The organism is Vreelandella sp. 2A-K22 (assembly GCF_054065485.1).
Window position 1 is genome coordinate 221572 of record NZ_JBSUGC010000006.1, and the last position, 24812, is coordinate 246383.

The 24812-nt window shown below is 52.0% G+C and carries 31 protein-coding genes; 12 read left to right on the plus strand and 19 right to left on the minus strand.

Features of this window, described 5'->3' with window-relative positions; translation table 11 throughout:
- Nucleotides 1-118: 118 nt before the first annotated feature.
- Entirely contained in the window at nucleotides 119-1000 is an 882-nt protein-coding gene (locus ACW17M_RS10440; protein WP_009287226.1) for a helix-turn-helix domain-containing protein, read from the plus strand.
- 465 nt (nucleotides 1001-1465) lie between these two features.
- Here the strand turns inward: ACW17M_RS10440 and ACW17M_RS10445 are convergent, their stop codons facing one another.
- The 6 genes from ACW17M_RS10445 to ACW17M_RS10470 form a co-directional block, all read right to left on the minus strand.
- Entirely contained in the window at nucleotides 1466-1948 is a 483-nt protein-coding gene (locus tag ACW17M_RS10445; RefSeq protein WP_457547352.1) for an N-acetyltransferase family protein, read from the minus strand.
- A 76-nt stretch (nucleotides 1949-2024) separates the two neighbouring features.
- The gene (locus tag ACW17M_RS10450) at nucleotides 2025-2495 is read right to left on the minus strand and encodes a GNAT family N-acetyltransferase (RefSeq protein ID WP_039859274.1); all 471 of its coding nucleotides are present in this window, start codon (nucleotides 2493-2495) and stop codon (nucleotides 2025-2027) included.
- Nucleotides 2496-2557: 62 nt separating this feature from the next.
- Entirely contained in the window at nucleotides 2558-2821 is a 264-nt protein-coding gene (locus ACW17M_RS10455; protein WP_457547353.1) for a GNAT family N-acetyltransferase, read from the minus strand.
- Nucleotides 2822-2836: 15 nt separating this feature from the next.
- Nucleotides 2837-3085 carry a hypothetical protein gene (locus tag ACW17M_RS10460; protein ID WP_457547354.1) on the minus strand — a complete coding sequence of 83 codons (249 nt, stop codon included), beginning with the start codon at nucleotides 3083-3085 and terminating at the stop codon, nucleotides 2837-2839.
- Nucleotides 3086-3291: 206 nt separating this feature from the next.
- The gene (yddG, locus tag ACW17M_RS10465; RefSeq protein ID WP_039859273.1) at nucleotides 3292-4173 is read right to left on the minus strand and encodes an aromatic amino acid exporter YddG; all 882 of its coding nucleotides are present in this window, start codon (nucleotides 4171-4173) and stop codon (nucleotides 3292-3294) included.
- Between the two features lie 88 nt (nucleotides 4174-4261).
- The gene (locus ACW17M_RS10470; protein ID WP_022520602.1) at nucleotides 4262-4993 is read right to left on the minus strand and encodes an AraC family transcriptional regulator; all 732 of its coding nucleotides are present in this window, start codon (nucleotides 4991-4993) and stop codon (nucleotides 4262-4264) included.
- Here ACW17M_RS10470 and ACW17M_RS10475 point away from each other — a divergent pair.
- Entirely contained in the window at nucleotides 4992-5168 is a 177-nt protein-coding gene (locus tag ACW17M_RS10475; RefSeq protein WP_155705713.1) for a hypothetical protein, read from the plus strand. The genes ACW17M_RS10470 and ACW17M_RS10475 overlap by 2 nt on opposite strands.
- A 36-nt stretch (nucleotides 5169-5204) precedes the next feature.
- On the opposite strand, the gene ACW17M_RS10480 is transcribed toward ACW17M_RS10475, so the two are convergent.
- The 4 genes from ACW17M_RS10480 to ACW17M_RS10495 form a co-directional block, all read right to left on the minus strand.
- On the minus strand, nucleotides 5205-5738 hold the full coding sequence (locus ACW17M_RS10480) for an AAA family ATPase (RefSeq protein ID WP_414122406.1): 534 nt from the start codon (nucleotides 5736-5738) through the stop codon (nucleotides 5205-5207).
- Nucleotides 5739-6085: 347 nt separating this feature from the next.
- A complete protein-coding gene (locus tag ACW17M_RS10485; protein ID WP_427768565.1) occupies nucleotides 6086-7297 on the minus strand; it encodes a DcaP family trimeric outer membrane transporter in 1212 nt (403 codons plus the stop codon).
- 38 nt (nucleotides 7298-7335) lie between these two features.
- The gene (locus ACW17M_RS10490; protein ID WP_022520605.1) at nucleotides 7336-8607 is read right to left on the minus strand and encodes an Nramp family divalent metal transporter; all 1272 of its coding nucleotides are present in this window, start codon (nucleotides 8605-8607) and stop codon (nucleotides 7336-7338) included.
- 101 nt (nucleotides 8608-8708) lie between these two features.
- On the minus strand, nucleotides 8709-9626 hold the full coding sequence (locus tag ACW17M_RS10495) for a dihydrodipicolinate synthase family protein (RefSeq protein WP_041157810.1): 918 nt from the start codon (nucleotides 9624-9626) through the stop codon (nucleotides 8709-8711).
- A 269-nt stretch (nucleotides 9627-9895) separates the two neighbouring features.
- On the opposite strand from ACW17M_RS10495, the gene ACW17M_RS10500 reads away from it, so the two are divergent.
- A complete protein-coding gene (locus tag ACW17M_RS10500; protein WP_457547355.1) occupies nucleotides 9896-10900 on the plus strand; it encodes a LacI family DNA-binding transcriptional regulator in 1005 nt (334 codons plus the stop codon).
- Between the two features lie 298 nt (nucleotides 10901-11198).
- A complete protein-coding gene (locus ACW17M_RS10505; protein ID WP_230804532.1) occupies nucleotides 11199-11387 on the plus strand; it encodes a manganese efflux pump MntP family protein in 189 nt (62 codons plus the stop codon).
- A gap of 342 nt (nucleotides 11388-11729) precedes the next feature.
- Here the strand turns inward: ACW17M_RS10505 and ACW17M_RS10510 are convergent, their stop codons facing one another.
- Nucleotides 11730-12614 carry a LysR family transcriptional regulator gene (locus tag ACW17M_RS10510; RefSeq protein ID WP_201764691.1) on the minus strand — a complete coding sequence of 295 codons (885 nt, stop codon included), beginning with the start codon at nucleotides 12612-12614 and terminating at the stop codon, nucleotides 11730-11732.
- 107 nt (nucleotides 12615-12721) lie between these two features.
- Here ACW17M_RS10510 and ACW17M_RS10515 point away from each other — a divergent pair, with 107 nt between their 5' ends.
- The gene (locus ACW17M_RS10515) at nucleotides 12722-13741 is read left to right on the plus strand and encodes an NADP-dependent oxidoreductase (RefSeq protein ID WP_457547356.1); all 1020 of its coding nucleotides are present in this window, start codon (nucleotides 12722-12724) and stop codon (nucleotides 13739-13741) included.
- On the opposite strand, the gene ACW17M_RS10520 is transcribed toward ACW17M_RS10515, so the two are convergent.
- The gene (locus ACW17M_RS10520; RefSeq protein ID WP_039859270.1) at nucleotides 13708-14643 is read right to left on the minus strand and encodes a LysR family transcriptional regulator; all 936 of its coding nucleotides are present in this window, start codon (nucleotides 14641-14643) and stop codon (nucleotides 13708-13710) included. The genes ACW17M_RS10515 and ACW17M_RS10520 overlap by 34 nt on opposite strands.
- Before the next feature lie 160 nt (nucleotides 14644-14803).
- Between ACW17M_RS10520 and ACW17M_RS10525 the strand changes: the two genes are divergently transcribed.
- The 3 genes from ACW17M_RS10525 to ACW17M_RS10535 all read left to right on the plus strand — a co-directional run bounded on the left by ACW17M_RS10525 (nucleotide 14804) and on the right by ACW17M_RS10535 (nucleotide 15702).
- A complete protein-coding gene (locus ACW17M_RS10525; RefSeq protein ID WP_039859269.1) occupies nucleotides 14804-15043 on the plus strand; it encodes a hypothetical protein in 240 nt (79 codons plus the stop codon).
- 156 nt (nucleotides 15044-15199) lie between these two features.
- On the plus strand, nucleotides 15200-15451 hold the full coding sequence (locus ACW17M_RS10530; RefSeq protein ID WP_022520613.1) for a type II toxin-antitoxin system Phd/YefM family antitoxin: 252 nt from the start codon (nucleotides 15200-15202) through the stop codon (nucleotides 15449-15451).
- Nucleotides 15448-15702, plus strand: coding sequence for a Txe/YoeB family addiction module toxin (locus tag ACW17M_RS10535; RefSeq protein WP_039859268.1), 255 nt, complete (start codon nucleotides 15448-15450; stop codon nucleotides 15700-15702). The genes ACW17M_RS10530 and ACW17M_RS10535 overlap by 4 nt, the downstream gene beginning before the upstream one ends.
- 255 nt (nucleotides 15703-15957) lie before the next feature.
- Here the strand turns inward: ACW17M_RS10535 and ACW17M_RS10540 are convergent, their stop codons facing one another.
- The 6 genes from ACW17M_RS10540 to ACW17M_RS10565 form a co-directional block, all read right to left on the minus strand.
- Nucleotides 15958-16413: a GNAT family N-acetyltransferase gene (locus tag ACW17M_RS10540; protein WP_027959860.1), complete on the minus strand. Its 456-nt coding sequence runs from the start codon at nucleotides 16411-16413 to the stop codon at nucleotides 15958-15960.
- 89 nt (nucleotides 16414-16502) lie between these two features.
- The gene (locus ACW17M_RS10545) at nucleotides 16503-17087 is read right to left on the minus strand and encodes an HD domain-containing protein (protein WP_022520616.1); all 585 of its coding nucleotides are present in this window, start codon (nucleotides 17085-17087) and stop codon (nucleotides 16503-16505) included.
- A 119-nt stretch (nucleotides 17088-17206) separates the two neighbouring features.
- Nucleotides 17207-17569, minus strand: a complete 363-nt coding sequence (locus tag ACW17M_RS10550) for a DUF1304 domain-containing protein (protein ID WP_027959862.1) — start codon at nucleotides 17567-17569, stop codon at nucleotides 17207-17209.
- A 290-nt stretch (nucleotides 17570-17859) separates the two neighbouring features.
- The gene (locus ACW17M_RS10555; protein WP_022520619.1) at nucleotides 17860-18048 is read right to left on the minus strand and encodes a 2-hydroxymuconate tautomerase; all 189 of its coding nucleotides are present in this window, start codon (nucleotides 18046-18048) and stop codon (nucleotides 17860-17862) included.
- A 372-nt stretch (nucleotides 18049-18420) separates the two neighbouring features.
- Nucleotides 18421-19608 carry a pyridoxal phosphate-dependent aminotransferase gene (locus ACW17M_RS10560; RefSeq protein WP_039859267.1) on the minus strand — a complete coding sequence of 396 codons (1188 nt, stop codon included), beginning with the start codon at nucleotides 19606-19608 and terminating at the stop codon, nucleotides 18421-18423.
- A gap of 10 nt (nucleotides 19609-19618) precedes the next feature.
- Entirely contained in the window at nucleotides 19619-20296 is a 678-nt protein-coding gene (locus tag ACW17M_RS10565; RefSeq protein WP_022520621.1) for a TetR family transcriptional regulator C-terminal domain-containing protein, read from the minus strand.
- Nucleotides 20297-20620: 324 nt separating this feature from the next.
- On the opposite strand from ACW17M_RS10565, the gene ACW17M_RS10570 reads away from it, so the two are divergent.
- The 4 genes from ACW17M_RS10570 to ACW17M_RS10585 all read left to right on the plus strand — a co-directional run bounded on the left by ACW17M_RS10570 (nucleotide 20621) and on the right by ACW17M_RS10585 (nucleotide 23868).
- A complete protein-coding gene (locus tag ACW17M_RS10570) occupies nucleotides 20621-21391 on the plus strand; it encodes an ABC transporter ATP-binding protein (RefSeq protein WP_457547357.1) in 771 nt (256 codons plus the stop codon).
- 71 nt (nucleotides 21392-21462) lie between these two features.
- A complete protein-coding gene (locus ACW17M_RS10575) occupies nucleotides 21463-22239 on the plus strand; it encodes a transporter substrate-binding domain-containing protein (protein WP_027959866.1) in 777 nt (258 codons plus the stop codon).
- Nucleotides 22240-22305: 66 nt separating this feature from the next.
- A complete protein-coding gene (locus ACW17M_RS10580; RefSeq protein WP_027959867.1) occupies nucleotides 22306-23025 on the plus strand; it encodes an ABC transporter permease in 720 nt (239 codons plus the stop codon).
- Between the two features lie 9 nt (nucleotides 23026-23034).
- A complete protein-coding gene (locus tag ACW17M_RS10585) occupies nucleotides 23035-23868 on the plus strand; it encodes an ABC transporter permease (RefSeq protein WP_009287212.1) in 834 nt (277 codons plus the stop codon).
- A gap of 153 nt (nucleotides 23869-24021) precedes the next feature.
- Here ACW17M_RS10585 and ACW17M_RS10590 read toward each other — a convergent pair whose 3' ends face one another.
- The gene (locus ACW17M_RS10590) at nucleotides 24022-24789 is read right to left on the minus strand and encodes a class II aldolase/adducin family protein (protein WP_022520626.1); all 768 of its coding nucleotides are present in this window, start codon (nucleotides 24787-24789) and stop codon (nucleotides 24022-24024) included.
- Nucleotides 24790-24812 lie beyond the last annotated feature (23 nt).

Consider the following 24812-nt stretch of genomic DNA (forward strand, 5'->3'; position numbering starts at 1 on the left):
CGGCTGGCTAGCTTGCCTGCGTTTGCGCCAGTTTGTCTATTCTTGCGGTTGAATGGTTCGCTGAATTGAGTTTCGTGCTGAGCCTGAGTACTGTTAACGCAGTTCCCAGGAGCCGCCCATGTTCACCGACACTTTGAGCCACTATCCCAGGATGAAACAGACGCAGGCGCGTCTAGTAAGTAGCACCCAGCTAAAAAATGGCATGGCGCTGGCCCGTTGGAGTAACCAAGAAGACCGTATTGAGAAAATTCACTCAAACCACCACACTCTGAGCGTTTATCTGAACGGCGCGGAGAACTCCCTACGCAGGCAGGGATCACAAACCATTGCCAGCGAGACCAGCAATAGCGTGTGTTTAATGCCCGCCAATCTGATCACAAGTTGGGACGTGCATGGGCCTATCTCACTACTGCATTTCTATTTCAGCGACACTCACCTGAGTCAGTTGATCGAACAGGTATGGGATAAAGATGGCCGAAGCGTGCAACTGGACGAAATCGACTTCGCCCAGGATGCCCTGCTCACTCAGCTGTTTTGCACCACCCTTGGCCAGAGCAACTGGCAAGACCCGCTGGATCAATTAGCGCTGGATTCCGCCACCCAAACGGCATTGATACACACCCTACGCCACTATAGCCAGCACCGACTGCCAACTCTGCGCCCAACCGGTGGACTACCTGCGTGGCAATTAAAACGAGTGGTGGAGTTCATTGAGCATCACCTGAACCAACCCCTTACGCTGGCATGCATGGCGGGTATCACTGGCTTAAGTGACTACCACTTCGCCCGCATGTTCAAACAAGCCACTGGTTACCCACCACATCGCTATGTGCTGCACCGTCGTCTTATCCGGGCGCAATACTTGTTGGCGGAAACATCGCTAAATATGACTGAGATCGCACTACGCTGCGGTTTTGGCTCCAGCAGTCATTTCAGCAACCGCTTTCGCGCAGAGACAGGTGTCAGTCCTACTGAGTATCGGACGCAACAACGTAGCTAGGATTCTTACGAAGACTGCCTGCTACCCGCCCCGCTTTAGGACTTTGTCGCCGTCGCGTTTTTCTTTCAGCGCTATGCAGCGCTCAACTGGGCCGGGGGCTATATTGGAGACGCTTTCATTGCCCAGGCCATGCTGCTGGTATTGATGGCGTTAACGGGATGGGGAATGGATAACGCGCCACGCGCAACAAACTCACCAGTTGCTATAGGTATAGCCATCAGCCTCTTCGGCCTGATCATAATGCCGCTGATGGCGCCGCTAAGCGGCGGCACCTGGCACCTGGCACCTGGCACCTGGCACCTGGCACCTGGCGGAAGTGTTCGGCATTCATGCCGCCCCCACAGCAGTTACCACGCTGGGCCTAGCCCTTATCATGTTCCAGGGTTTCGCCCTATGGAGTGGCGAAGAAGAAGCCAAGGAAAGGGCGGCCACCGGACGCGAACTGCTGCGACTTGTTATATCTTGTTAACTAACTGCAAAGTCTTCAAGCGCTTTTCCTGTCAAACGGTAGCCTATCCATTCATTTTGCGGTTTTGCGCCTATTGACTCATAGAACTGGATCGCAGGTTCATTCCAGTCAAGTACGTTCCACTCGAAACGGCCGCATTTTTTCGATATTGCAATGTTAGCAAGATACTTCAAAAGTGCTTTGCCAGCCCCGACGCCACGATATTTTTGAGTAACGTACAAATCTTCAAGATATAGCCCATGCTTACCGAGCCATGTTGAGAAATTGAAGAAATAGACCGCAAAGCCAATAGGTTCGTTATTGAAATAACAGATAACGGCCTTAGTCGTCGTATTATCGCCAAACAAAGCGTTTTCTATATCCGCGACTGTCGCTAACGCTTCATGTTCTGCTTTTTCATAAGTCGCAAGTTCTATGACAAATTTATGGATTAAAGCCGAGTCTTCAATGGTAGCTTGCCGGATTTCCACTCCTGACATTACCTACCTCCGTATCTTGTAATAATGTTTGTGTTCCGCTTGCTGCGTCACCAATTCGCACGCAACCGCTCTCGCGCTACTCTACGCTGGCGTTATATAAGATCACCTCATCTCCAGCCCCATAGCCGCTAATCACGGCCGCGCGGGAGACTCCCAGCGTGGATTGATACAGCTTCTCTGCGAAGTTGCCTTCCGAGGTGGTCACCATCACCGCCCCCACATCGCAGCCCTGGCGACGCACGTGGGCCTTGAACGGCGCTAGCGACTCCACAATGAGCCGCTTACCCAGCCCCCTACCTGCTGCTTCCGGGTGAATGCCGATTTGCTCCAGCTCGATGATGCTTTTTTCCCGAAAGCCGTTCTTAACGCACCAAAGGATATAGCCACGCACCTGGCCTTCCACCTCCACCACGTAGTAAACGCCCCGTGGATAGGTGTTAAACGACGACTCAATCCACAGCACGTGATTTTTCTCACGGGGGAAACACGCTTGGTACACCTCGGCGATGGCGGCAATATCGTTTTTTTCTGCTGCTCTTACGGTCATTCTAAAGTCCTTTTTTCTTTGAGAGCCCGTTGCTATCGGCTCATACTCGCCCTTTCTGGGGCTTACATCATGACTTTTTCGAATCCAAAAAACTCTAGCTTGTGTGCCTTACTGCCTGCCTCCTCATCATCCGGCAAGAGGTAATAGCGGTTGTAAAAGGAGGCAATCTTAAAACCACACTTGTTGACATAAAAGTGGATGTTTCGCTTTTCGAAGTAAGGCGTATGGGTCATCCATACCCGCGTCTTGGGGTACGCCTGCTCGATGGCTTTCCACGCACGGTAGCCCACGCCACGTCCGTGGGTGCTGGGCAAGAGATAGAACAAGTCCAGCGAGTTGTGTTAGGTGGATTCGTCAATGACTACAATCGCGCCCCCCACTTTAACGCCATCTAAAAGGATGTGATGCACCATGGCATCTGGCGCATTAAGAGAGTTCTCAATATCTGAGTCAGAGGGAATCAAGCTCGGCTCCACCGCGCCAAAGGTCTCTTCTACCGCCACGCTAAACGAGGCTTTTAACTCTTGCTTGAACGCATCAAATGCCGATGCGTCTGCCAACGCCAGCGTGACTGCGGATGAATGTTCCATGGCTGCGCCTATTTGCTCAATGAGCGTCATCAACAAACCGTTTAGGCTAACCGCTGCCATGACGTTTTGCTATACCACGCCCCTGCAACCAACTACTTATCCGCTTTAACGCTGAATCTCGGTGACCACTTCTGCCTTAACGGAGTTGGCGATAACGCCAGCAAGTCGTCTTTTGCAGCACCAGCGTTATCAGTCTGCCATCATTTCTAGCGCTGCGCGCCCCGATGCTTCGCGCGACTTGCGATCAAAGAACCAATGACGATGAGCACGCTGGCACTCAATACGGCCACCGTGGCCTCGCCGTATCCCGCCAGGATCAGTAGCACCACCGAAATGAGTGGCGCGCTGTAGGCTAGGGTGCCAAGTAGCTGGATGTTCCCGTGTTTGACGCCATAGTCCCAGGTAAAAAATGCGATTCCAACCGGCCCGAGGCCCAGCCCAACCACGCCTACCCATTGCATCAAGCCATCCGGCCACACCGTCTTTTCCCACAGCATATGGCACCCTAAAGCCAGCAGCGCCGTCACGCCGCAGAACCAACCGACGGCATCGGTTGGCACTGAACGCACCAATCTGCTGAGCACGGAGTAAGAAGACCAAATCAATGCACACGCCAGCGCTACCAGATAACCGGGCAGGTTCTCCCAAGCAAATCCGCCTGCATTTCGGCTGATCAACAACCAACAACCCACCAGCGCCACCAAGGCGCCAACGATAGACTGAGCTTGCATCCTCTCATCCGGTAATAGGGCAGACAGCAGAACGATCAGTAGCGGCCAGAGGTAAGCCAACAGGCTGACTTCCACCGCCGGTGCTAGCGTCATCGCCTTGAAATATGCAAAGTGATAACCGAATAACCCGACGATACCGATACACCAGGCAAACGGCGACTGGCGTATATACCGAACGCCCGTATGACCAGCCAAGATCCAACGCCCACCCATCAACAGAAACGCAATGCCGAAAGTCATGGCCATCAGCTGGAACTCTGGAATATCTCCGCCGGATAGCTTGGTCAGCAAAGCCAACGTACCCCAAAGCAGAACGGAAATGGATCCGATCCAGGTAGCGGCATTCACGGTTGCCATGTCACTCTCCCCCGAGATTCTCATGCGTTAGCGGTTGCGGGAGAGCGTATCCATGGCATCAATGAGGATCTTTTGAATCCTGGCGGAATTATGTCGAGAGACGGCGGAAGTGGCTAGGCGGTTTGCCAAAGTGACGTCTGAAGCGGTCGCTGAAGGCCGATAACGACGAGTAGCCTACCGCATCAGCCACCCGCTGAACGCTGAGGCCTGACTGTTCCAGAAGCCGAAACGCCTCTTTCATTCGCACTTCTGTGAGGTATTGATGAGGCGTCATGCCCACCTGATGGCGAAAAAGATCGTTCAACTGCCGAATACTCAAATGGGCCACGTTAGCAGCCTCAGCCATGGAAATAGGTTGGTGGAAGTGATCATCCAGAAACTGTTTTGCCGCGTGAACCCTGCGATCCAGTTTCAATTGACTTCCATGGCGCTCCTGCAGCAGTTGTAACAGCAATAGCAGCATGTGATGCTGGGTAGCATCCGCTCCAGCCCCGCTCATGACCTGAGCATGTAGGAACTGGACGTAATGGCGCAAAGCCGAATCAAGCTCCACGAAACAAGGCAGCTTATCTAGCGCAGGAGCCAGCCCCTCAGGCAAATCAGCCACCAAAAACCGATTATCTTCTGTTGCAGCAAACCCATGGCCGCTTCCTGAAGGGATGATGGCCGCACGGTGCTGTACCACCTCCCCCGCCATGGAATCTACTGACAGAAACAGCGTGCCGACCAGGGGCAATACCAGTTGATGATGGTCATGGGAGTGACTTTTCACTTCATCATCATAGGTACGTATGTGCAGGCCGATCTCTGGATATTTCATGACCTTACTCAGCAGTCGTGGGCATATTCACTTCCTTGACCTGATTCCTCCAGCCTTAGGCTGTGCGTTTTTAGGCAACGCTCGCTTGGTGGATGGAGGTGGCATCCAGCGAGAGGATTCTCTTGGCTCGGCGCATATCGATAGTGATGATGCTGTAGTTCAGCAGTCTTGGTAAAGCGTGGGGAAGAAAACCGTCAACAACAATGACAATTTAAAGGCTATTTACATGCTGTAAAACGAACTTCACGCGCTCATCAATAGTGTCACGCGGCACTTCCAGCGTTTTGTAACCCCATTGCGAATACCAGCTTTTCATCCCCTCGAATACCTTGAGGGACTCCTCGAACGTTTGATCACGCTCTGAATCTGTACCGTAAATGTCTTCCCATGGCGGCAGAAGAAAAACAACGGGATTATAGGGGAACAGTTGAACATAGTTGGCGATGCCCGCCCGTGACAACGCGCTCTCCGCATCAAGCATGTACAGCGCATCCAGCACCCCACGATCAAAGAACGTGGCCTGCTCGCCAACAGCGACACGCCGGTACTTTTCAATATCGGATTTCAGAATATCCTGAGCGAAAGAGACCGGGTCTGGCCGAGGTGATAGCTCCGCCGCCAACCGCTCTTTGATGATGCTACGGGCAGACTCAGGTACAACGCGATAGCCCCGCTCCGCTAGGGCATCAAGGAGAGCAGTTTTGCCACCACCGGGGCCACCGGTGAGTACGAATAGATGGTTCATATTATTAACGCCCTACAGCAGACAAGGAAAACGCTATTGAGTGAGATGCTGTCTCCCCCAACACAATAAAAGCCCAGGCTCCCCCATGATCTCATCTAGCTGCTCGCCCACTCGCACAAAACACCATGTTTCATAGGTGTACTCTGTTGGCGTAGATGTTAGATATTTATATCAACGCAGTGCTCCTTTTTAAAGACTTTTCTAGCCCACTTAACTAAAAAAAGCGTTAGCAAAAATACTAACGCTTAAAGCAACCTTACGATGCAGCAAGGTTCAGGTCACTATACGCACAACTAGCCATAGACATATAATCAATTACAACTTTTTATTCAGGCCGAAGCCGCAGGTTAAAACCGATAGATAACACTCCCTTGTAGACGATCGACACTTCCACTACGGCCATCCACAGTATGCCGTGCAGCATGAGCCAACTCAATTCCGTAGGTTATGTTATGACCAGGACTCCATTGGTAATTAATATGCACAAGTTCACGCTCTTCATCATAAGCGCTTATAAACTCACTTGAACTACCGGTATTAACAAGAGACACGCCATCGCGCTCGGCATTATCCCAATCTGCATTAACAAATGAGTATGAAACGTTGAAAGCACCGGGGCCTATATCGTGGCTAATGCCAATCGTTCCCCCCCATGCAAAGATGGTCTCTAGCTCGCTGCCTGCTCGATAAGCTGAGGGTGCCGGGTTTACTTTCATGTAAGCCCCAATCCCCTCACCGCCGGTTATTTGACCACGCAACGTCGTATTTGGCGTAAGAGCGTAATTAGCCGCGACAAAAGCTCCCCACCCGATCTTTGAGTCCTTTGCTGCACCATCGTCAAAGGCCACTTCTCGAATCATGGCAGCTGATGCCCAACGTAATGCACCAGCCAATGATTCGTACCGAAGCGTAATGTCTGGCAAGCCATCTTTACGATCAACATCAGTACCAGCAATGGATCTACCACCGGTTACTGCATCGTAGCCTCCGTCAAAAGAGTTGCCAGACATGGCACCGCTCGGATCCTCAATAGCAACATGAAAATCACCTACTGAATACCGCAGTTGTGCTTGTCGAAGGAATGCATCGCGACCTGCGGGGCCAGTAAAATCAAGCGTAGGAGTAGTGCTTATAAAGGTGTGAAAATTGCTCCACGTTTGTCCTGCCGTAATACCGTTCCATGAGCCATAGGCCTGACGCATTCGGAGATTACCGAAGAAAAAATCGCCTTCGATATTGGTAATCAAGTCACCTTTCTCTGTCGGCGTTGTAGTGCGGATACCCAGGCGTGACTCATTAGCATGCAGATTCGAATGCCCACTTGTGCTTGGTTGGCCATCCACAGCAATTTTAGAGAAGTTCACACTATCGCCCATGCCACTGCTATTTCCAGTCTTAATGTCGCCACTGTCATACATCACATCAAGCTTAGCGTAACCGTATAAAGAAACGTTGGTTCCATTCACATCATAATCAATTGCAAATACAGAAGGAGTAACGAATAGAAAAGAATAGCCTAAGAAAGGAAACACTCTGCACCACAACAAAAACTTATTCATATCTTTATCTCTATATTTGTAATACTTTTATTTTCAACTTAACCCAGGAGCCTAAAGACAAGCTGAGAAGACATTGCGAAAATGGTCACCAACCCCACTAGAGCAAGCGTGGTTTGTAGAGGGCCATTTTTTAGATCCCCCATCACATCTTCACGTCTTGTCAAAAGAAAGAGAATAATTCCCAAAAAAGGTGCTACTAGGACGGTTAAGGCTTGAGCGATAATAATTAGCTCAATGGGAGAACCTTTCGCCACCACAGCAACCGTAGCTCCCCAAGCCAACACCCCGTATACAAGCAGCTTGACTCTCCATCCGGATAAACTGCTGTTCCAGCCCAACGCATCCGCTAATAGCGTTCCTCCCGCAGAAGCGTTTGCCGCCATTGATGAAAAGGCTGCTGCAAAGAACCCAAGGCTGAACAGTACCGCCCCTACCTTTCCTGCCAGCGGCTCCAATACACTAGCCAGCTGTGGAAAAGTCGTTGCTACAGTACCAGTGGAGTGAAGTACCGCTGAGGCTACAATGATGATGAGCATCGCCATAAATGCGGTAGCCACATTCCCCGGAAGAGTATCCATTAACGTAATAGCTCGGTACTGCTGCCTATTCAGCTTTCTTTCATGGATGGCATAGCCAGTATAAAAAGCTGAGTTAATGGAGAAATTTGTACCGATCAAAGCAATTAAAAGAACGCTGGCCTCAGCAGGAAATTTGGGAATAAGACCTTGCGCAGCAGCCGCCCAATCTGGGTCACTCAGTATGGTTGATGCTAAAAAACCTACGGACATAAGCCCAATCAAAGCGACCAACAAGCGCTCCATCGCCTTATAAGTATTCCGCATGGCTATTAATAAGCCGACCGCTACTGTACTAGCGAGCGTCCAGCCTACTACCGAACCTCCTAAAAGCAGGCTTAGCGCTAAACCAGAGCCAACGGCATTGCCTACAGCAAACATCAAAGTGATAGAGAAAACACCGAAGCCAGCCATGACACCAATTGGCCGACCAAGTTTTTGCTTGGTGACTTTGACCACAGAGTCACCAGATGCAAGGCCCAACCGAACAGCCATATCATTAAACACAAACATTAGCACTGCAGACACAAGGATTACCCAAAGCAGCATGTAGCCATATTGGCTGCCTGCCTGCACAGCGGATGTCAGCGCACCGGGTCCGAAACGCCAAGCGCCAGCGACAAATGCAGGCCCCATTAACGCAAGCATTTGTGGCAACGTCAGAGAAAACCGAGATCGATGGTGGTTTGTCGCAGGGGGAAATGGCCCTGAATCATGTTTGGTATTCATACTCATCCTACGCTCCTATTAAATTTGTTATTTAGGATGCATACGGTGATGCCTCATTGGCATCACCGTTCGGGGACGCCCAGCGCCTAAGGAATAGTCAATCTCGGTTAGGCTAACCCGGCTTGTTTCATAGCAGCAGCAATTTCACGATCTGCGCCTTCGGCAAGCGGACGAAGCGGAGAGCGCACAGTAGCGTGATCAAGAATCCCCCGGGCTACTAGGGCCCACTTCAGAGCCACAGTTCCTTCCATATGCGAACCACGGTGATAGACATTCTTGGTGACTGGAAGGAGGCGATCATGCAATTCGCGCGCCTTAGCATAATCCTTGGCTTTTCCAGCTTTGATCAGTTCGATCAAAGGCTCCGGTGCAATACAGCCATAGCCAACTAGCGCACCATCGACATCAAACATGGTGTGAAGTAGGTACTCATCATGACAAGTCAGAATTTGTAGATCCGGATACTCAGCGCGAATGACAGGAATTTCAGTATCCCAGCGCTTCATATTGCGAACACCATTTTTCATCGCAAACACACCAGGTTGAGCCGCAATATCAAGCTGCGTCTGGAGGTTGTAAGTGGCTTTCGTATTGTCCGGATACTGGAAAAGAATCAGCGGTAGCCCACTCTCCTCATGAATGCGGCGATATCGCTCTTGAGGCGCTCCCTCCTGATAACCAAACCTTAGCCAGCCATGAGATGGGTAGACTAGACCAGCAGATGCGCCCGCCTCGACAGCCCGTTTTGCTTCTTCGGCTGCAACATGGTCGCCTTCGCGAGTGATGCCCGCAATAATTGGGATCTCACCTTTTACCGATTCAACAAATGCCTCAATAACACGCCTCTGCTCATCAGAGGTCATGAATGTACCTTCACCAGCGTGGCCAAGAACAACGAGACCTTTAACGCCGTCGATGCCGCCCAACCAAGAGCCAAGCTTCTTGATTGCAGCAAAATCAACCTCGCCATCGCGAGTGAAAGGAGTAACCGGCGCGGGGGTTAAACCTCGGAGATCGAGAGACATGATGATTCCTCTTATATGATTGTGTTATCGTTCCTGGGAACGATTGCAATCGTTTCACCAAATACACCACATCGAAAATTAGACGTTAGTCTACGACTCACAAATGATGTGTGGATACGGAAAGCAAACTAATAGTAAATCAGTGGGGTTAGCGTCATATCGCTTATAAGATCGCTGTAAAACCGATAGAATGGTTCGCCTAAATGCCTGTTTATGCGAGCCAACACAGAGGTTCAGTAATCCACCTCACGTCATGGAATAATATATTCATGCACGGTAAGCCTATAACTATGCAAGACGTTGCCAAAGCCGCGGGCGTCAGCACGTCTACAGTCTCTCGCGTTCTTGATGAGCGCCTTCCGCCTTCCAATAGCCCAGCCGCTCAACGGGTTAAAAAAACGGCGGAAGAACTCGGCTATAAGCGTGACATTCTTGCCTCCAGCTTGAGGCGAGGTGGTACAGGCACTATCGGTGTACTGGTGCCCCGACTGAGCGATACCGTCATGGCTCTTATCTACGAAGCGATCTCTAAAGTTGCTCAAGAACGTCACTATTTCGCTATCGTAGCAACCAGTGGTGACGATCCTGAAAGCGAGCGTCAAGCGGTTGAATTGCTTCTCAATCGACGTGTGGACGGCCTAATTTTGGCTACCAGCCGACTTGATGACCAATTACCATCTCAACTGCGTGACCGGGGAGTTCCGCACTCATTGGTGCTTCGTACCGATGGTAAAAGTCCTTCTGCCTTGGGTGACGATATTCGAGGTGGATACCTTGCTACTCGGCACCTCATCGACCTGGGGCACCGTGACATTGGCCTTGTTGCAGGCCCTAGCTTTACCTCTAGCGCTCGCGACCGACAAAAAGGCTTTCGCAAAGCCATGAGCGAATCAGGGATTCCTGTGCGTGAGCCATGGATTATCGAGTCAGGCTATGGAATCGAAGCTGGCGAGGAAGCAGGGCTGGCTCTGCTCTCACAGAATGAGAAACCAACAGCCATTTTTGCAGTCAACGATAACCTCGCTATTGGCGTGATGGCTGCTGCACATAGACTTGGCATTGAGGTGGGCAGAACGCTTTCATTAGTCGGATATAACGATATCCCTCTTGCCAGTCGTCTACCTGTGCCGCTCACGTCTGTATACATACCTTTTGACTATATTGCACAACAGGCTGTCGACTTACTGCTAAGCGATAAACACTCTGGCTCGCCGATCAATAGAGTGGCTATGCCTAGTTTGATCCCAAGATCATCATCAGTCCGACATATATAAAAAATCATGAGTACGCAGTATTAAGCTATTACTCTGAGAGCCCTCCTAATGCTAATCTAAATTATGGCAGAGGGCTATTCACTAGATACTCATTAGCAAATAGTATACGCCCTACATTTATAAAAATATTTACTTTTTCATTAACTGCTTATCATCAGAGAAGAACTTGATAAAATCCAGCGCTACTCAGCATCCTAACCTTACACTTAAGTAAGTTATTTTACGCACCTAGTTTAATCAAACGAGCTTTCCTACCATAACGTGTATTGCCCTGCATTCCATCACTGGCCTAGACGCCGTGAACATAGACACCAGCCTCGTATTCATTGATGTGAACATCATCACCGCCAGCCTCGCCATTGGCTTAGCCATCACAGTGATGGCCTCCATAGAAGCGCTACTAGACCACAAACTCGGTAAATATGTTGGGCCATTGGGCAAAACTCATTGGCGGCGTAGTGTTGATTGGGATGGCACTCAGTTTTAGTAATGCTGCCGTTTCTTGAGCTGTAGCCAAAGTTGCAATAGGCATTGCAACGACAGTTTTGCTTGGCGTGAGTCAGCCCCCACTGTTTCAGAGTATTTATAGATTCCCTTGGTCAGAAAGTTTTTCCCTCCTATGGATGGAGACTGGCAGGTAACCATCCGTTCGAACTGGCATTTGGTTTTGCGCCAGACCACAGGGCTATTGGCACTGTAGCGGCAAATTCCCAGGGTAGCTGTCGTGGCTCGGATCGCTGACGCAAAGGAACGGAGAACGACAATCCTGGTGAGCTTTCGGCCAGCAGCCGCCGTCAAAATGGCGCTCACCGAAACGACACAAAGCTGTTCAAAGTCGTTCGATCAACATATCGATAAAGGCGCGTACAGCGGGGTTGGTGCTACGACTCTGTGGCCATAGCGCAATGATATTATGCCGCTCTACATCGAAGTCGGGCAGGATTGGTACCAGTTCCTCTCGCCTAACCCGCTGGGCAGCCATGAAACTTGCAACCATCCCGATACCTGCACCCGTGGCCATAGCAGCTATGACGGCTTCGCTTGAATCAACGATAACAGGGGAAGATGGCACTATTTCGATCTCCTTCTCGCCGATCCGGAACGGCCAGCGAAACATTTGCCCCGTACTTTGGTAGCGCAAATTGATCGTTTCGTGCCCCACCAGTTCATCTGGATGCTCGGGAGCACCATACCTAGCCAGGTAGTCTGGCGAAGCGTAGCAAGAGAGCCTGTAAGGTGAGAGCCGCCTGGACAAAAGTGACGAATCCGCAAGTTCACCGATCCGCACTGCAAGATCAATGCTCTCTTCAACCATACCGACGATATGGTCGCTCAGCCGCAGGTCGATCGTTACCTTCGGGTAGCGCGTTCGAAAATCCGTAATAGCAGGAGCAATCAGATGCAGACCCAATGGGAGTGATGCCGCAATTCGTAACGTGCCTGCGGGCTCGGAACGAGCAGACTTCACTACCTGCTCTATCTCTTCTGCCTGGCGCAACAGCTCTAGCACACGTCCATGCAAGTCGCGGCCCTCGGCCGTGAAAGACAGCGATCGTGTCGTACGAGTGAAAAGAGAGACGCCGAAGTGACGCTCCAACCGCTGGATGCTTTTGCTTATCGCAGAGGGCGAAACAGACAACGAGCGCGCCGCAGCGGTGTAGCTGCCTAAGGAGCCGGCGCGTGCAAATGCGATAAGCCCCGTGAGGCGTTCCAATCCGATTTGTTCCTTCATGGAATTATTAAAACGAATCTACGCACCATTATCAATGACAAGGAACTTCCTTACTATTTGCCATGTGACTATTCTTGAGTGAGGTTGTGATGAACGACATGATGAAAGCAGTGCAGCTGCATAGTTTCGGCGGCCCAGAGGTCTTGCTTTACGAAGATACGCCCCGACCCGAAGTACAAGCCGGTGAAGTGCTTATCCAAGTTCATGCGGCAAGTCTTAACCCACCAGACCTTTACCTGCGCGACGGCTATCGGGCGCTACCTCCAGAATGGCAGCCTAGCCCCAACTTCCCGCTGACATTAGGCACTGATGTGTCAGGGGTCGTTGCTGCCATTGGCGACGAGGTTTCCAAGGTCAGCGTAGGTGACCACGTCTTTGTAATGGTGCGTTTCCCCGAAGACCTGATGACGGGCAGCGGCGCCTATGCCGAATATGTCAGCGTTCCTGAAAGCCACCTAGCGTTGAAACCAAAGGGCATTTCTCATGTCGAGGCAGCAGGTGCCCCAATGTCACTGCTTACTGTCTGGCAGTTTCTGGTTGATCCTGGTAATGACCTACCCAATCCATTCCAGGCATTTCGGCATGTGCCTGTCCCGCTCCAAGGCAAGACCGTCTTGATCAATGGGGCTGGCGGTGGCGTGGGGCATCTAGCGGTTCAAGTCGCTAAATGGAAAGGGGCGCGTGTGATCGCGGTTGCCTCAGGCAAGCATGAAGGGCTTCTTCACGAACTGGGTGCTGACGACTTCATTGATTACACCAAGGCAGCCGCCGAAACGGTCGCACATGATGTGGATCTGGTGCTTGACGCTGTGGGTGGCCCGAACATGGAGCGCTTGCTCAGCATTATTAAACCAGGCGGTTCGCTTTTTCTGGTCAACCCCTTGGGCTTTTCTGCCAGGGATGAAGCCGACAGGCTAGGGATTACGGTTTCCTCACTACAGGTGCACTCAAACGGAATGCTGCTGGCGCAGGCCAGTCGCTTGCTCGACGACCGTACCATTCGGATCGTGATCGACAGTACCTATTCGTTGGCAGAAGCATCGGCTGCGCACCAGAGAGCTATGCAAGGCGGCATTCAAGGTAAGGTCGTGCTTGTCGTTAAACAGTAACCGGCCAAGCGTTGTTTCTGAGCGCGAACCATTTCTGTCAGAAAATCCATCAAGGCATGAATCCTCACTACGCCTCGTAGATCCGGGTGCATCAGAAACCACAAACCGTATTCCAGCTCGGGGATGGGATCAGTGAGCTGGATAATGTCCGGATCTTCGTCCGCCAAATAACAGGGCAGAACACCCAGCCCCATACCGGAGCTAACAGCGCTGAGTATATTGACCAGCGTATCGACACGGTAGACACAGGCCGCTTTCAGCGCGTTGTTGTCCATCCACTGATCCAGTGCTGAGTCCTGCAATCGCGGACCAGCACCAATCCAGGGCTGGCTAGCAAGGGCCTTGATGGAAGCTCCTGGTGACAGATTGAGGCTTCGATGTCCGTAGACCGCCTGCCCTATGGCCATCAGCGGTCGCCCAATCAGATTTTCAGGAGGAGCATTGGACGGGCGGATGGCGACGTCAGCTTCTCTGCGTGTCAGATTGAATAGCTGGTTGGATACGGCGACGTCCAGCACGATGCCTGGATATTTATGCTGAAACTGCGTGAACAGAGGAGAGAGCAGCCCCATCAACAAAGAGTCCGTTGTGGTGAGCCAGATTTCCCCTCTCGGCTCCAAGTCGCGCCCAGCGACTTTACGCTCGGCGGCCAAGGCTGCTTCATCCATGATTCTGGCGGTTTCAGCGAGCTCTTCTCCAGCAAGCGTTGGCCGGTAACCGGTTCGGCTTCTTTCAAAAAGAGAAACACCAAGGCGCTGTTCGATATCACCCAGCCGCCGGAAAACCGTAGCGTGACTGACGCCCAAGGCGCGTGAGGCACCCGACAGCGAACCTGCAGTTGCGATTGCCAGGACGACCTCAAAGTCGTTCCACGCTAGGTGACTCCTGGTTTTCTGTGTCATGGCAGAAGGTTGCCTGAGATTTTTACCTGTTCGTTTTTGCAAAGTTAATTCTCACTTTCATGGAATACCTTGCAGCTTAGAACAAGATTAGCATGCACCTGAACCCATGAGATAACCCAATCGCCCCGGGAACAGGGACGATATGATGGAGGTCAGGCGCATGATGAACTCAACAAAAGTGCAGAACTTTCACCACCACGGCTCGTTAGCCCGCTGCGATAACGATGCCGTGCCAGAAGGAAGTGCCGGCAATTTGCTCAAGGGAAGCATCCCTTCCAGATACCGCGATGGGCGGGGAGGCGTTGATCTTGAGCGTGTGCGGCTGGATCAGCAAGAAGCTCGACGACAGGTAATCCAGGCGATGGTACGACGTATCGAAAAGCTATGGCGTCTGCGTTGAGACAACGCATTAGCAAACAAGCTGCCAACACGCGTAACTTTCCAATGGATTCGAATCCGCAAAGCGGCGGAAAACCGAGCGCTGTGCAGTTGATTGTCAAACCTCACTACGTACTATATTCTGTACATTAACAACATCCTGTACAGGAGCAACCTTATGGATGCTATCAGCTACACAGCCGCTAGAACCAATCTAGCAAAAACCATGGAGCAGGTCTGTGAAGACCATTCACCTATGATCATCACCCGAAGCAAGGCGCAATCCGTGGTAATGATCTCTCTCGAAGACTATGAGGCGCTGCAAGAGACAGCCTATCTTCTGCGCGCACCTAAGAACGCCCGCCGTTTGCTGGAATCCGTTGCCGAATTGGAACAAGGTGGTGGTCAGGAGAAGGAACTTCTTGAATGAAACTAATCTTCTCCGAGAGCGCCTGGGAAGACTATCTGTACTGGCAGAAAACCGACAAGAAGATTCTTAACCGAATTAACAAGTTAATCAAAGAGACCAACCGAGAGCCATTTGAAGGGGTCGGCAAACCAGAGCCTCTCAAACACAGTCTCGCCGGTTATTGGTCTCGGCGAATCAACGAAGAACACCGAATGGTTTACAAAGTCACGGATGACGCTTTGCTAATTGCCCAACTCCGATATCACTACTGATTTAACGCAGCATTAAGGTGTAAGCAACGCTGCCACCTAACCTAAAACATTGTGCCGTAAAAACGACACCCAGCCTTGAGCTGAAAATGCCAAGCGTTGCGATTCACTCTTAAACGCTTTGTTATGACGCTGAGCTTTGAGTCAGTTAATTTAATCGTGTGCCATAACGTTTTGTTAAGGGGTGGGCTTTAGCCCGTCCCAGCGAGCACAGCGAACGGTTTGAACCACTTGTTGGATGGTGCCAATATGACCTCACTATTTATTAGGGAAGTATTCAAGTATCTCATCTTCCGCATCATCAAATAGACCAGTTGAACGCCAGCCTAGGTGTCGATAAAAGCCATATGAACGAGCTTTCGCATCGGATGAACACCCGAGGAAAAGTCGTTCAAACCCGAAAGAGTTGAAAGACTCAATCATTTTATTCAATAGTGCTTTGCCAACACCTTTACTTTCATATTCTGGCAATAGTGCCAAAACAACAATTTCTCCGGTTTCGCTATCACCGAAGCAATAGCCAATAATCTTTCCTTCACTAACACCAACGTAACCAGGTAAGGAGCCATCGCTAATTCCTGCTTTCCAGCTCTCTAAAGTAATACCGAGTTCTTCCAATTGTTCGACAGAGAAAGCGTTTTCTCTCGTCTTTCCTCTCAAGGCAATGCATTCGGCCGCATCGTCAGGTGTTGCCATCCTGTATGCAACTTTCATTAGGAGCTCCATTTTAGTGTTTGGTTGTAGATCTAACGCCGTTCAGCACGCGCGGCTACGAAATGAAGGCGTCGCCGTGACGGACCTGGTTAGGAGTTCTTTAGCCAGCCTTGATCCACGGCGTACTCAACCTTTGAAATAAACCAGTCGTATATTTCTGAGTTTTCCTGCTCTATGAACCCATGCATTTTCAGCACTTGGCTCTTCCGTATGCCATGGTCTCTCCAGGCACGGCCCTCGCTCGTTACATTGTGCAGAAAGGGTAATAGACGGTCGATGACTTTGAGAAGCCTTGCTTCCTTAGTTTCCCCAGACTCTTGCTCTTCCCAGAGCTCCGGAAGATCTCCGATTGGGTTACCGGGATGAGAAGCCAGTTTCTCGATATACTTACGCTCTTCAATGTGGGCATCATTGCGGTTTGCGCTATAGAGAAATGTATCTCCTGCACCAATCTCACCAAGATCATGCACCAGGGCCAGTTTGAGTAATTTTAAGAGGTCAAAGTCTTCCTGTGACTGCTCTGCAAAAGCCCAGCAAGCCATCGCCAGGTGCCACGAATGTTCTGCTGAGTTCTCAACTCGCTCTCCACCGTTGATGTAGGTTTTGCGGTTTACCGATTTTAACGCATCAAACTGAAGTAAAAATTCCGATATCTGAGTGACTTTTTTGGTCACGTACTTCTCCTAACTCCGTGCACAGCGGCGACCTTGAAATGGTGACGAAGGAGCCCTGGAAAGGGTATCCGGCGGCCGCAGGCCGCGTACTGATGCGAATTGTTATGGCGAACCTGCACTTAATGATTAGCGAAAAGAACTAAAAGCAAGCCAATTGCTCCTGGCAACGCCTGCACAAATAGAATTTTCCGGTTTGCTGTTGCTGCACCGTAGATTCCGGCCACAACAACGCACGCCAAAAAATATAACTTGAAATCGTATCCTGCCGCACCTTGAAAGATACCAACCAAAAGACCGACTGCAATAAAACCGTTATAAAGACCTTGATTCGATGCCAAAACTTTTGTCGTTGCGGCTTGCTCTTTGGAATGACCAAAGACTTTAAGGCCCATCGGCTTATCCCAAAGAAACATCTCCAATATCAAGAAATATCCGTGGAGCAAAGCTACCAATAACACTACCAAATCAGTAATCATTGCCATGTGCACTTACCTACTTTTGAGACATAATTGAGCTTATGTAGCCATCAAAATTAACTCTACCCCATTGATTCTTCAGGTGGCAAAGAAAATTTCGGCAGCACACCCAAGATTCGGGTGCTTGCGCGTTTTGCTCAACTCGACAACGCTGTATATAAGCACACATTTTGTAGGGAGCGGCCCCTATGAAACTGATGGAGCGGGTGAAGGCTACCCTCAGAGTCAAACGCTATACGGATTCAATATCTCGACCTGCCCCACTGATCACCATTGTCCATATCGGGGGAAGCTACTCAGGAACGATCAGAATGTAGCTTCCCACCTTTGGCCCAATGCTCATCATCAAAATTTTGCAGGAAGATTGTTACTGCTTCAGGGCTGGTTCCATATGCTTCTGAAAATGCTTCGGTTATACGCTTAACTAAGAGCTCACGTTGCTCTTTAGTCCTGCCTGGAGACTGCTGAACGGTTACGATTGGCATATAGATCTCCTAATAAAATCAAAGATATATATAGGTTTAAATGAGGCACCCTGAGCAACCTTATTCAACCTGACGGCTCTTCCACTGAAGTTCTATCAACTATATCTTGACTCTACTCCACTCTTTCACAACCAAGCAAAGCCTAATTCGGCAGTATCAACCTTCCCCTTGCATTTCCCCCACCCGCCTCCTGCACTCCACCAACAAAAAGCTTGACGGGGTGCCGGTGATATCAGGCTGAGATCGCGCAAGGTGAGCATTTTGCTGCCAAGCGCTGATCCCGCTAAACCTGATCCGGCTAATGCACTGCCTGTGCAGACACCGGAGTAGGGGGTTAAATATCACAGTCAACGCATTCTTATATCTTGTCTGTTACGCCTCAAGGTGATGCCCTTCCAGGCTTCGACAAAGCGCTGCCAACCTGTCGACCGCCTGCATCAACACTTCATCCGGCACTGTCAGCGCCAGCCGAATTAGAGATGTAGCACTCTCGCCAAAGGAAGCGCCCGGCATCACCGCCACACCCTGCTCTTCGAGAAGGCGCCAAGCGAAGGCCTCGCCGTCCATACCTGTTTTGGAGATATCGATCATCAGGAACATGCCGCCCTGGGGCAGGCTTGAAGACAGCATGGGGATTTGGCTGATGGCTTCGTGCAGTAGTTTGGCGCGACGTCCCAGCGCTTCGCGCAGACGCTCGGCGGTATCGAAATGCTGGCGCAGGGCTACCTCGGTCATGTCAGCGATAAATGGCTGGTTGCCAAACAACATGGTTTCAGAGATGGGCAGCAAGCGGCGCGAGAACTCCACCGGCCCAATTGACCAACCACTACGGAAACCAGTTGCCGCATGGCTCTTGGAGATCGATGACACCACCACGGTTCGCTCTCGTAGGCTGTCGATTTCCAGCGGTGAGACAAAATCACCGTCGAAAATCAACGCTTCATAAACCTCATCACAGAGAATCCACAAATCGTGCTTGATACACAGCTCGCCCAGCTGCACCAAGGTCTTACGATCCAACACCGCGCCGGTAGGATTGTGCGGAGTATTGAGCATTAGCACCCGACTTTCCGGAGTAATAGCGTCGGCCAGATCATCGGGCTGCATGATAAAACTATTCGCCATACGCAGCGGTACCGGTTGTAAATGCGCACCTGCCGCGCGAATAACCCCTTCATAGGTGGCATAGTACGGGTCGCCACTCAACACACCATCGCCTTCACCGACCAGTGCCAGAATGACAGCGAACAATGCAGTTTGGGTGCCGGGAAAACACAGCACGTTCTCTTCGCTGATAGAAGGAAGGCGTGGTGCATAGGTGTCGATAAGCGCATCGACCAATCCCGGTTCACCACGCCCGTTAGAATAGCGCGTTCGCCCCGCCCGCAAAGCATTGATGCAGTGTTCGACAAGAGCCGGATCTGTGGTGATATCCGGCTCACCGATGCTCAGTTCAATGACCTCTTTGCCTTTGGCTTGATGCGCTCTGGCGGCATTGTGCACCGCCCATTTGTCACCGCCAAGTTCATAAAGACGGTCGGTAATCGCTGCGTAGCGCATGAATAAATCCCTATTGTGTTGCGGGTTGAGAAGACGATTTGTCGACAGCGACATACTGCATCAGTGTGTTATTGGGCAGCGCTAGAATGCCTTCGGCGGCGCTCAACGCGATCTTAGGTAGCAACGCTGTGTCATATAGGCCGTGACCCAGCCCCCCTTCAAGCCACAGGCCATCAATCAGCGCATTCAGCGCAATAGCGTAGTGTTTACAGGTAACGGGGTCTGCCGGACGCTCCAGCGCTAAAAGTACCGGATGGATCAATGTTTCCAGCAAAGCCAGGAATTCTCGATAGCTTTCGCGGTGGATATCGGAATATTCCGGCTCGGTTCGCACGCGACCAATGAAGGTTGCCCACAGTGCGACCTTTCGAGACGACAGGTTCGGCGAGGTTACGTTAGCGACGATAAAGCGTGCCAAGCGCCGCTCTGGCACTTCGCCCGCTTGCTCAGAAGATTCCTCGGCTTCACCCGTCAGTTGGCCAATCAGGTAGGCATAAGCAGCACTCACCATGGCATCTTTAGAGCCGAAGTAATGCCTAATCAGCCCAGCCGTTACCCCTGCACGTTCGGCCACACGACGCGCGCTGGCACCATTCATTCCGTGCTCAGCAATACAGTGCAGCGTGGCTTCGAGTAAGCTGCGCCGCCGTGCATCCATAGACCAGCGCTGAAATGATTTCCTACTCATAATTCCCTTCGTTTCCGCTAAGAAACATCCGCCTAGGCATTTAATGCCACGTAAATTACTTCACAGGATCTACTTCGCATTGTTTCCAGCACATAAGTTAAGCAACTGAATAACCTTGTGAGATCAATACAAAACCTGCCTCAACAGTCGATCACCAACAGCAACCGACTCACCTTTCGTTGAACATTGATGCTTTGAATCTGACCGTACTTGGCTTACAGTTATACTGTCGTATAACAAGGAACTAATTGCAAGCGCCTGCTAAATGATGAAGATGTTTCCCCTCCGGGAGGCAGATGGGCGCCCCCAGAGACGAGACAATCAATGGCAAACGTACCTGCAATAGAGATCCGTGATCTTCACAAACAATTTGGCTCTCTCAAGGTCCTCAAGGGTATCTCCCTGACCGCACGCCAAGGCGATATCGTCGCCATCATTGGTGGATCAGGCTCGGGAAAGTCCACACTACTTCGCTGCATTAATCTGCTGGAGCGCCCGACCTCGGGCGAGATAGCTATCCAGGGTGAACCCTATCGCATGAAGGACGCCCGCCATGGCGGTCTTGAAATCGCAGACCGTCGCCAGGTTCAGCGTATTCGCGCTCACCTCGGCATGGTTTTCCAGAACTTCAACCTGTGGCCACACCGTACGGTTCTGGAAAACGTGATCGAGGTGCCTATTCATGTGTTGGGCATGAAGCGCGACGAGGCCATTCATCGCGCTGAGGAACTACTCAACCGAGTGGGACTTGGCAGCAAGAAAGACATATATCCGGCCGTCATGTCCGGCGGGCAACAGCAGCGCGCAGCGATTGCTCGCGTGTTGGCCGTCGACCCGCTGGCCATGCTGTTCGATGAGCCCACATCAGCACTCGACCCGGAGCTGGTCGGCGAAGTGCTAACCGTGATTCGTGACCTAGCAGCCGAGCATCGCACCATGCTGCTGGTGACTCACGAGATGGCGTTTGCGCGTGATGTGGCCACACATGTGGTGTTCCTGCGAGAGGGCATAATCGAAGAACAGGGCCCTCCTGATCAGATTTTTGGTGGCCCTCGCTCACCGCATTTGAAGCAGTTCATCAGTTCGGTGGCCTGACCGCCACCGATATCCCACCACTCCTGCAAACAATCTGGAAGACAACCCCGAAAACAACAGAGGTAATCCCCATGTTCAAGACATTCACTGCTACCGCCGGCCTTATCGGCCTGAGCATTTTCGCTGCCCCTGTGTTGGCAGATAGCTACAAGATCGGGCTATCCGCAGAGCCTTATCCTCCCTTTTATGCACCAGATGCCAGCGGCAACTGGTCGGGCTGGGAAATCGATTTCATCGAGGAGCTGTGTGACCGCCTGGATGCCAAGTGCGAGATCAAGCCAGTGGCCTGGGAAGGCATCATTCCGGCCCTGAAAACCGGCAAGATTGACATGATCATCGGTTCAATGTCGATCACCCCTGAACGTGCCGAACAAATCGCCTTCTCGAATAAGTATTACTCCAGCCCCACCGGCATCCTGGCGCGCAAGTCCACTGACATAGAGCCTACTCCCGAAGGCCTGGAAGGCGCCTACCTGGGCATTCAGTCGGGCACCAACCAAGAGCAGTATGCACGCAAGCATTTCGCGGATAGCGCCACCCTTAATGTCTATCAAACCCTCAACGAAGAGCTACAGGATCTGGTCGCTGGCCGTCTTGATGCCATCGTCGCCGACACCCTGGCGGTACAGACCTTTATCAACTCTGAGACCGGCCAATCCTGCTGCGAATACCGCGGCGAGGTGGCCAGCGACCCTGAACTCATGAGCGAAGGCATGGGAGTAGGCCTGCGCCAGAGTGATACCGAACTTCGAGAACGGGTCAATTCAGCCATCGACGCGATGCGCGCCGACAGCACCTATGAAGAAATTAGCGCCCCTTACTTCGACTTTGATATCTACGGCAGCTAATCCCCACCAGCAAAGGCCGCCCACCCAGGCGGCCTTTGCTTTCCAATTTTACAAGGACAAGCCACTATGACGACTGTCTTCGATTTAAGCTTGTTGGCCTATGAGCCTCCCGGCTGGGGCAAGGTGCTGCTCGTCGGGTTCATGCGCTCGATTCAGCTGGCGGCGGGTGGCTATTTGCTGGGTATCCTGATCGGCATCGCAGGTGCCGCTGGCAAACTGTACGGCAACAAGGTCGTTCGCGACCTGTTTGAAATCTACACTGTGGTCATTCGTGCCGTGCCCGAATTGGTGCTGATGCTGCTGTTCTACTATGTTGGCACCGATCTTTTAAGCCGTGCTTCAACCGCCATGGGGTTTGGCAGCGTCGATATCGACGGCCTGACCGCCGGGATTCTGGTAATAGGCCTGGTACAGGGCGGCTATGCGACCGAAGTCTTTCGCGGGGCTATTCTCGCCGTCCCCCGCGGACAGACCGAGGCGGCCCACGCCTTTGGCATGTCGCCCGCCCAGGTGCTGCGTCGGGTCACGCTGCCAGCAATGACGCCACATGCTCTGCCCGGCATGGCCAACCTGTGGATGATTGCCACTAAAGACACCGCCCTGCTTGCCGTCATCGGCTTCAGCGAGCTCACACTGGTCACCCGGCAGGCCGCTGGCGCTACGCAGCATTACATTATGTTCTTTCTGGCCGCGGGCGTGCTGTATCTGGCGCTAACGCTGATATCAAACGTGGCCTTGCGCCGCTTCGAACGCTACGCACGGCGTGGTCTTGTCTCTACACGCTGAACTCAAGGAATGCCTGTGTCTGACCCTCAAACTCTGGCGTCGCTTACCCGACCGTCGCGAACGCCCATGTTAACCAAACTGCCGGGCCTACTTGAGCCTCACCGTATTATCCTGCTTTTGATATTCATCGTCGGTCTGGTGGCCGCGATTCAACTGATGGACTGGAGCTGGCTACCCCGCTACTTGCCCAAGCTCTGGGAAGGCCTGCAGATGACTTTGATCATGCTGGTATCCAGCGTGGTGGTGGGCTTTCTGATTGCTTTGCCTTTAGGGCTTGCGCAAGTCAAAGGAGCGTGGCCGCTGCGATGGCTAGCCACCGGCTTCTGCACCGTCATCCGTGGCACGCCACTGCTACTGCAGCTATGGCTGTTCTATTTCGGGCTAGGAGCGCTGTTCGGCCAGTTCCCGGAAATTCGCGACTCCTGGGCCTGGGACTACCTGCGCCAGGCCTGGCCCTATGGTTTCATTGCCCTCACGGTGTCATTTGCCGCCTATCAGGGTGAGGTTATGCGCGGTGCCTTTGCCGGTGTACCGCATGGCGAGCTGGAAGCCGCCAAGGCTTTCGGCATGTCGCGTCGCAAGGTTTTTAGCCGTGTCTGGTTTCCGCGTGCTGTTCATCGTGCTCTACCAACGCTGACGGGCGAGATCATCCTGCAACTGAAATCCACACCGCTGGTTGCCACCATCACCGTGATGGACTTGTATGCCGTCATCACCCAGGTACGCCAGACCACTTACCTGACTTACGAACCGTTACTCTTCCTGGTCGCCGTCTACCTCTGCCTGAGCGGCGTCTTGATCGTTGGGCTGCGCTGGCTGGAAAACCGCGTACCACAACACTAATGGTCACGGGCCTGTGCGAGCATCACGTTTATTAACGCTAATTCAGGACGTGGCACAACCAAAAAGGGGCCGTCCAGTGGCCCCCTTTTGCTTGTGTAGATATTCGTATAGTTCTGATACTGGCTTGCTTGCCGTGCTGGCAACCGCGCCAATTTAGTCTTTGTAGCTTGGATCCAGCGCCTCAAGCGTGCGCAGGTGCGCGGCCCATTCGAGTTCAAGATCGCCGTCTTCATGAATAGTCTGGTCGTATTGGCGCGCCACGTGCCGCGCCACCTCTTCTGGCACCAGCCGTAAGGGCTGGCCAGTAGACTGCGCCGCCACCTGTAGCTCACAGGCACGCTCAAGATAAAACATATTGTTGAACATCTCTGCAGCCGACGCACCGGTCGTCAGCAGGCCATGGTTACGCAACACCAGCGCCGGGTTGTCGCCAAGGCTTGCCACTATTCGCTCACGCTCAGCCAGATCCAGGGCAATGCCTTCATAATCGTGGTAAGACACCCGTTCGTGAAACTGCAGCGCAATCTGGTTAAGCCGTGTTTCAAGGCCCGACTCCAGCGACGACACCGCCACGCCAGCGCGCGTGTGGGTATGCATCACCCAGGCCGCATGGTGGCTAGCAGTATGAATCGCGGAATGGATGGTGAAACCAGCCGGATTCACTTGTTCTGGGCTGTTATCAATCTTATGGCCATCAACGTCAATCTTCACCAGCGAAGAAGCCGTAATCTCCTCCCAACGCCAACCGTAAGGGTTGATCAGGAAACGTCCCTTCTCACCAGGCACCCGCGCGGTAATATGAGTGTAGATCAGATCCGTCATGCGATAGTGGGCGGCCAGACGATAGCAGGCTGCCAGCGCGATGCGGGTTTCTTGTTCGGCGTTGCTCGTCGTGGTGCGTTGAGACTTATCGAGACTCATCAGGTGTTCCTTTGCAGCAAAGT

Coding starts and splice junctions, on each gene's coding strand:
- ACW17M_RS10565 (WP_022520621.1), bottom strand. CDS start 20,296: ATGAGTAGGAAATCATTTCAGCGCTGGTCTATGGATGCACGGCGGCGC.
- ACW17M_RS10520 (WP_039859270.1), bottom strand. CDS start 14,643: ATGACACAGAAAACCAGGAGTCACCTAGCGTGGAACGACTTTGAGGTC.
- ACW17M_RS10550 (WP_027959862.1), bottom strand. CDS start 17,569: ATGGCAATGATTACTGATTTGGTAGTGTTATTGGTAGCTTTGCTCCAC.
- ACW17M_RS10555 (WP_022520619.1), bottom strand. CDS start 18,048: ATGCCAATCGTAACCGTTCAGCAGTCTCCAGGCAGGACTAAAGAGCAA.
- ACW17M_RS10495 (WP_041157810.1), bottom strand. CDS start 9,626: ATGTCTCTCGATCTCCGAGGTTTAACCCCCGCGCCGGTTACTCCTTTC.
- ACW17M_RS10445 (WP_457547352.1), bottom strand. CDS start 1,948: ATGTCAGGAGTGGAAATCCGGCAAGCTACCATTGAAGACTCGGCTTTA.
- ACW17M_RS10440 (WP_009287226.1), top strand. CDS start 119: ATGTTCACCGACACTTTGAGCCACTATCCCAGGATGAAACAGACGCAG.
- ACW17M_RS10470 (WP_022520602.1), bottom strand. CDS start 4,993: ATGAAATATCCAGAGATCGGCCTGCACATACGTACCTATGATGATGAA.
- ACW17M_RS10450 (WP_039859274.1), bottom strand. CDS start 2,495: ATGACCGTAAGAGCAGCAGAAAAAAACGATATTGCCGCCATCGCCGAG.
- ACW17M_RS10585 (WP_009287212.1), top strand. CDS start 23,035: ATGCCTGTGTCTGACCCTCAAACTCTGGCGTCGCTTACCCGACCGTCG.
- ACW17M_RS10530 (WP_022520613.1), top strand. CDS start 15,200: ATGGATGCTATCAGCTACACAGCCGCTAGAACCAATCTAGCAAAAACC.
- ACW17M_RS10500 (WP_457547355.1), top strand. CDS start 9,896: ATGCACGGTAAGCCTATAACTATGCAAGACGTTGCCAAAGCCGCGGGC.
- ACW17M_RS10535 (WP_039859268.1), top strand. CDS start 15,448: ATGAAACTAATCTTCTCCGAGAGCGCCTGGGAAGACTATCTGTACTGG.
- ACW17M_RS10540 (WP_027959860.1), bottom strand. CDS start 16,413: ATGAAAGTTGCATACAGGATGGCAACACCTGACGATGCGGCCGAATGC.
- yddG (WP_039859273.1), bottom strand. CDS start 4,173: ATGGCAACCGTGAATGCCGCTACCTGGATCGGATCCATTTCCGTTCTG.
- ACW17M_RS10475 (WP_155705713.1), top strand. CDS start 4,992: ATGACCTTACTCAGCAGTCGTGGGCATATTCACTTCCTTGACCTGATT.
- ACW17M_RS10570 (WP_457547357.1), top strand. CDS start 20,621: ATGGCAAACGTACCTGCAATAGAGATCCGTGATCTTCACAAACAATTT.
- ACW17M_RS10460 (WP_457547354.1), bottom strand. CDS start 3,085: ATGGAACATTCATCCGCAGTCACGCTGGCGTTGGCAGACGCATCGGCA.
- ACW17M_RS10490 (WP_022520605.1), bottom strand. CDS start 8,607: ATGAGTATGAATACCAAACATGATTCAGGGCCATTTCCCCCTGCGACA.
- ACW17M_RS10575 (WP_027959866.1), top strand. CDS start 21,463: ATGTTCAAGACATTCACTGCTACCGCCGGCCTTATCGGCCTGAGCATT.
- ACW17M_RS10560 (WP_039859267.1), bottom strand. CDS start 19,608: ATGCGCTACGCAGCGATTACCGACCGTCTTTATGAACTTGGCGGTGAC.
- ACW17M_RS10525 (WP_039859269.1), top strand. CDS start 14,804: ATGATGAACTCAACAAAAGTGCAGAACTTTCACCACCACGGCTCGTTA.
- ACW17M_RS10580 (WP_027959867.1), top strand. CDS start 22,306: ATGACGACTGTCTTCGATTTAAGCTTGTTGGCCTATGAGCCTCCCGGC.
- ACW17M_RS10480 (WP_414122406.1), bottom strand. CDS start 5,738: ATGAACCATCTATTCGTACTCACCGGTGGCCCCGGTGGTGGCAAAACT.
- ACW17M_RS10515 (WP_457547356.1), top strand. CDS start 12,722: ATGAACGACATGATGAAAGCAGTGCAGCTGCATAGTTTCGGCGGCCCA.
- ACW17M_RS10485 (WP_427768565.1), bottom strand. CDS start 7,297: ATGAATAAGTTTTTGTTGTGGTGCAGAGTGTTTCCTTTCTTAGGCTAT.
- ACW17M_RS10590 (WP_022520626.1), bottom strand. CDS start 24,789: ATGAGTCTCGATAAGTCTCAACGCACCACGACGAGCAACGCCGAACAA.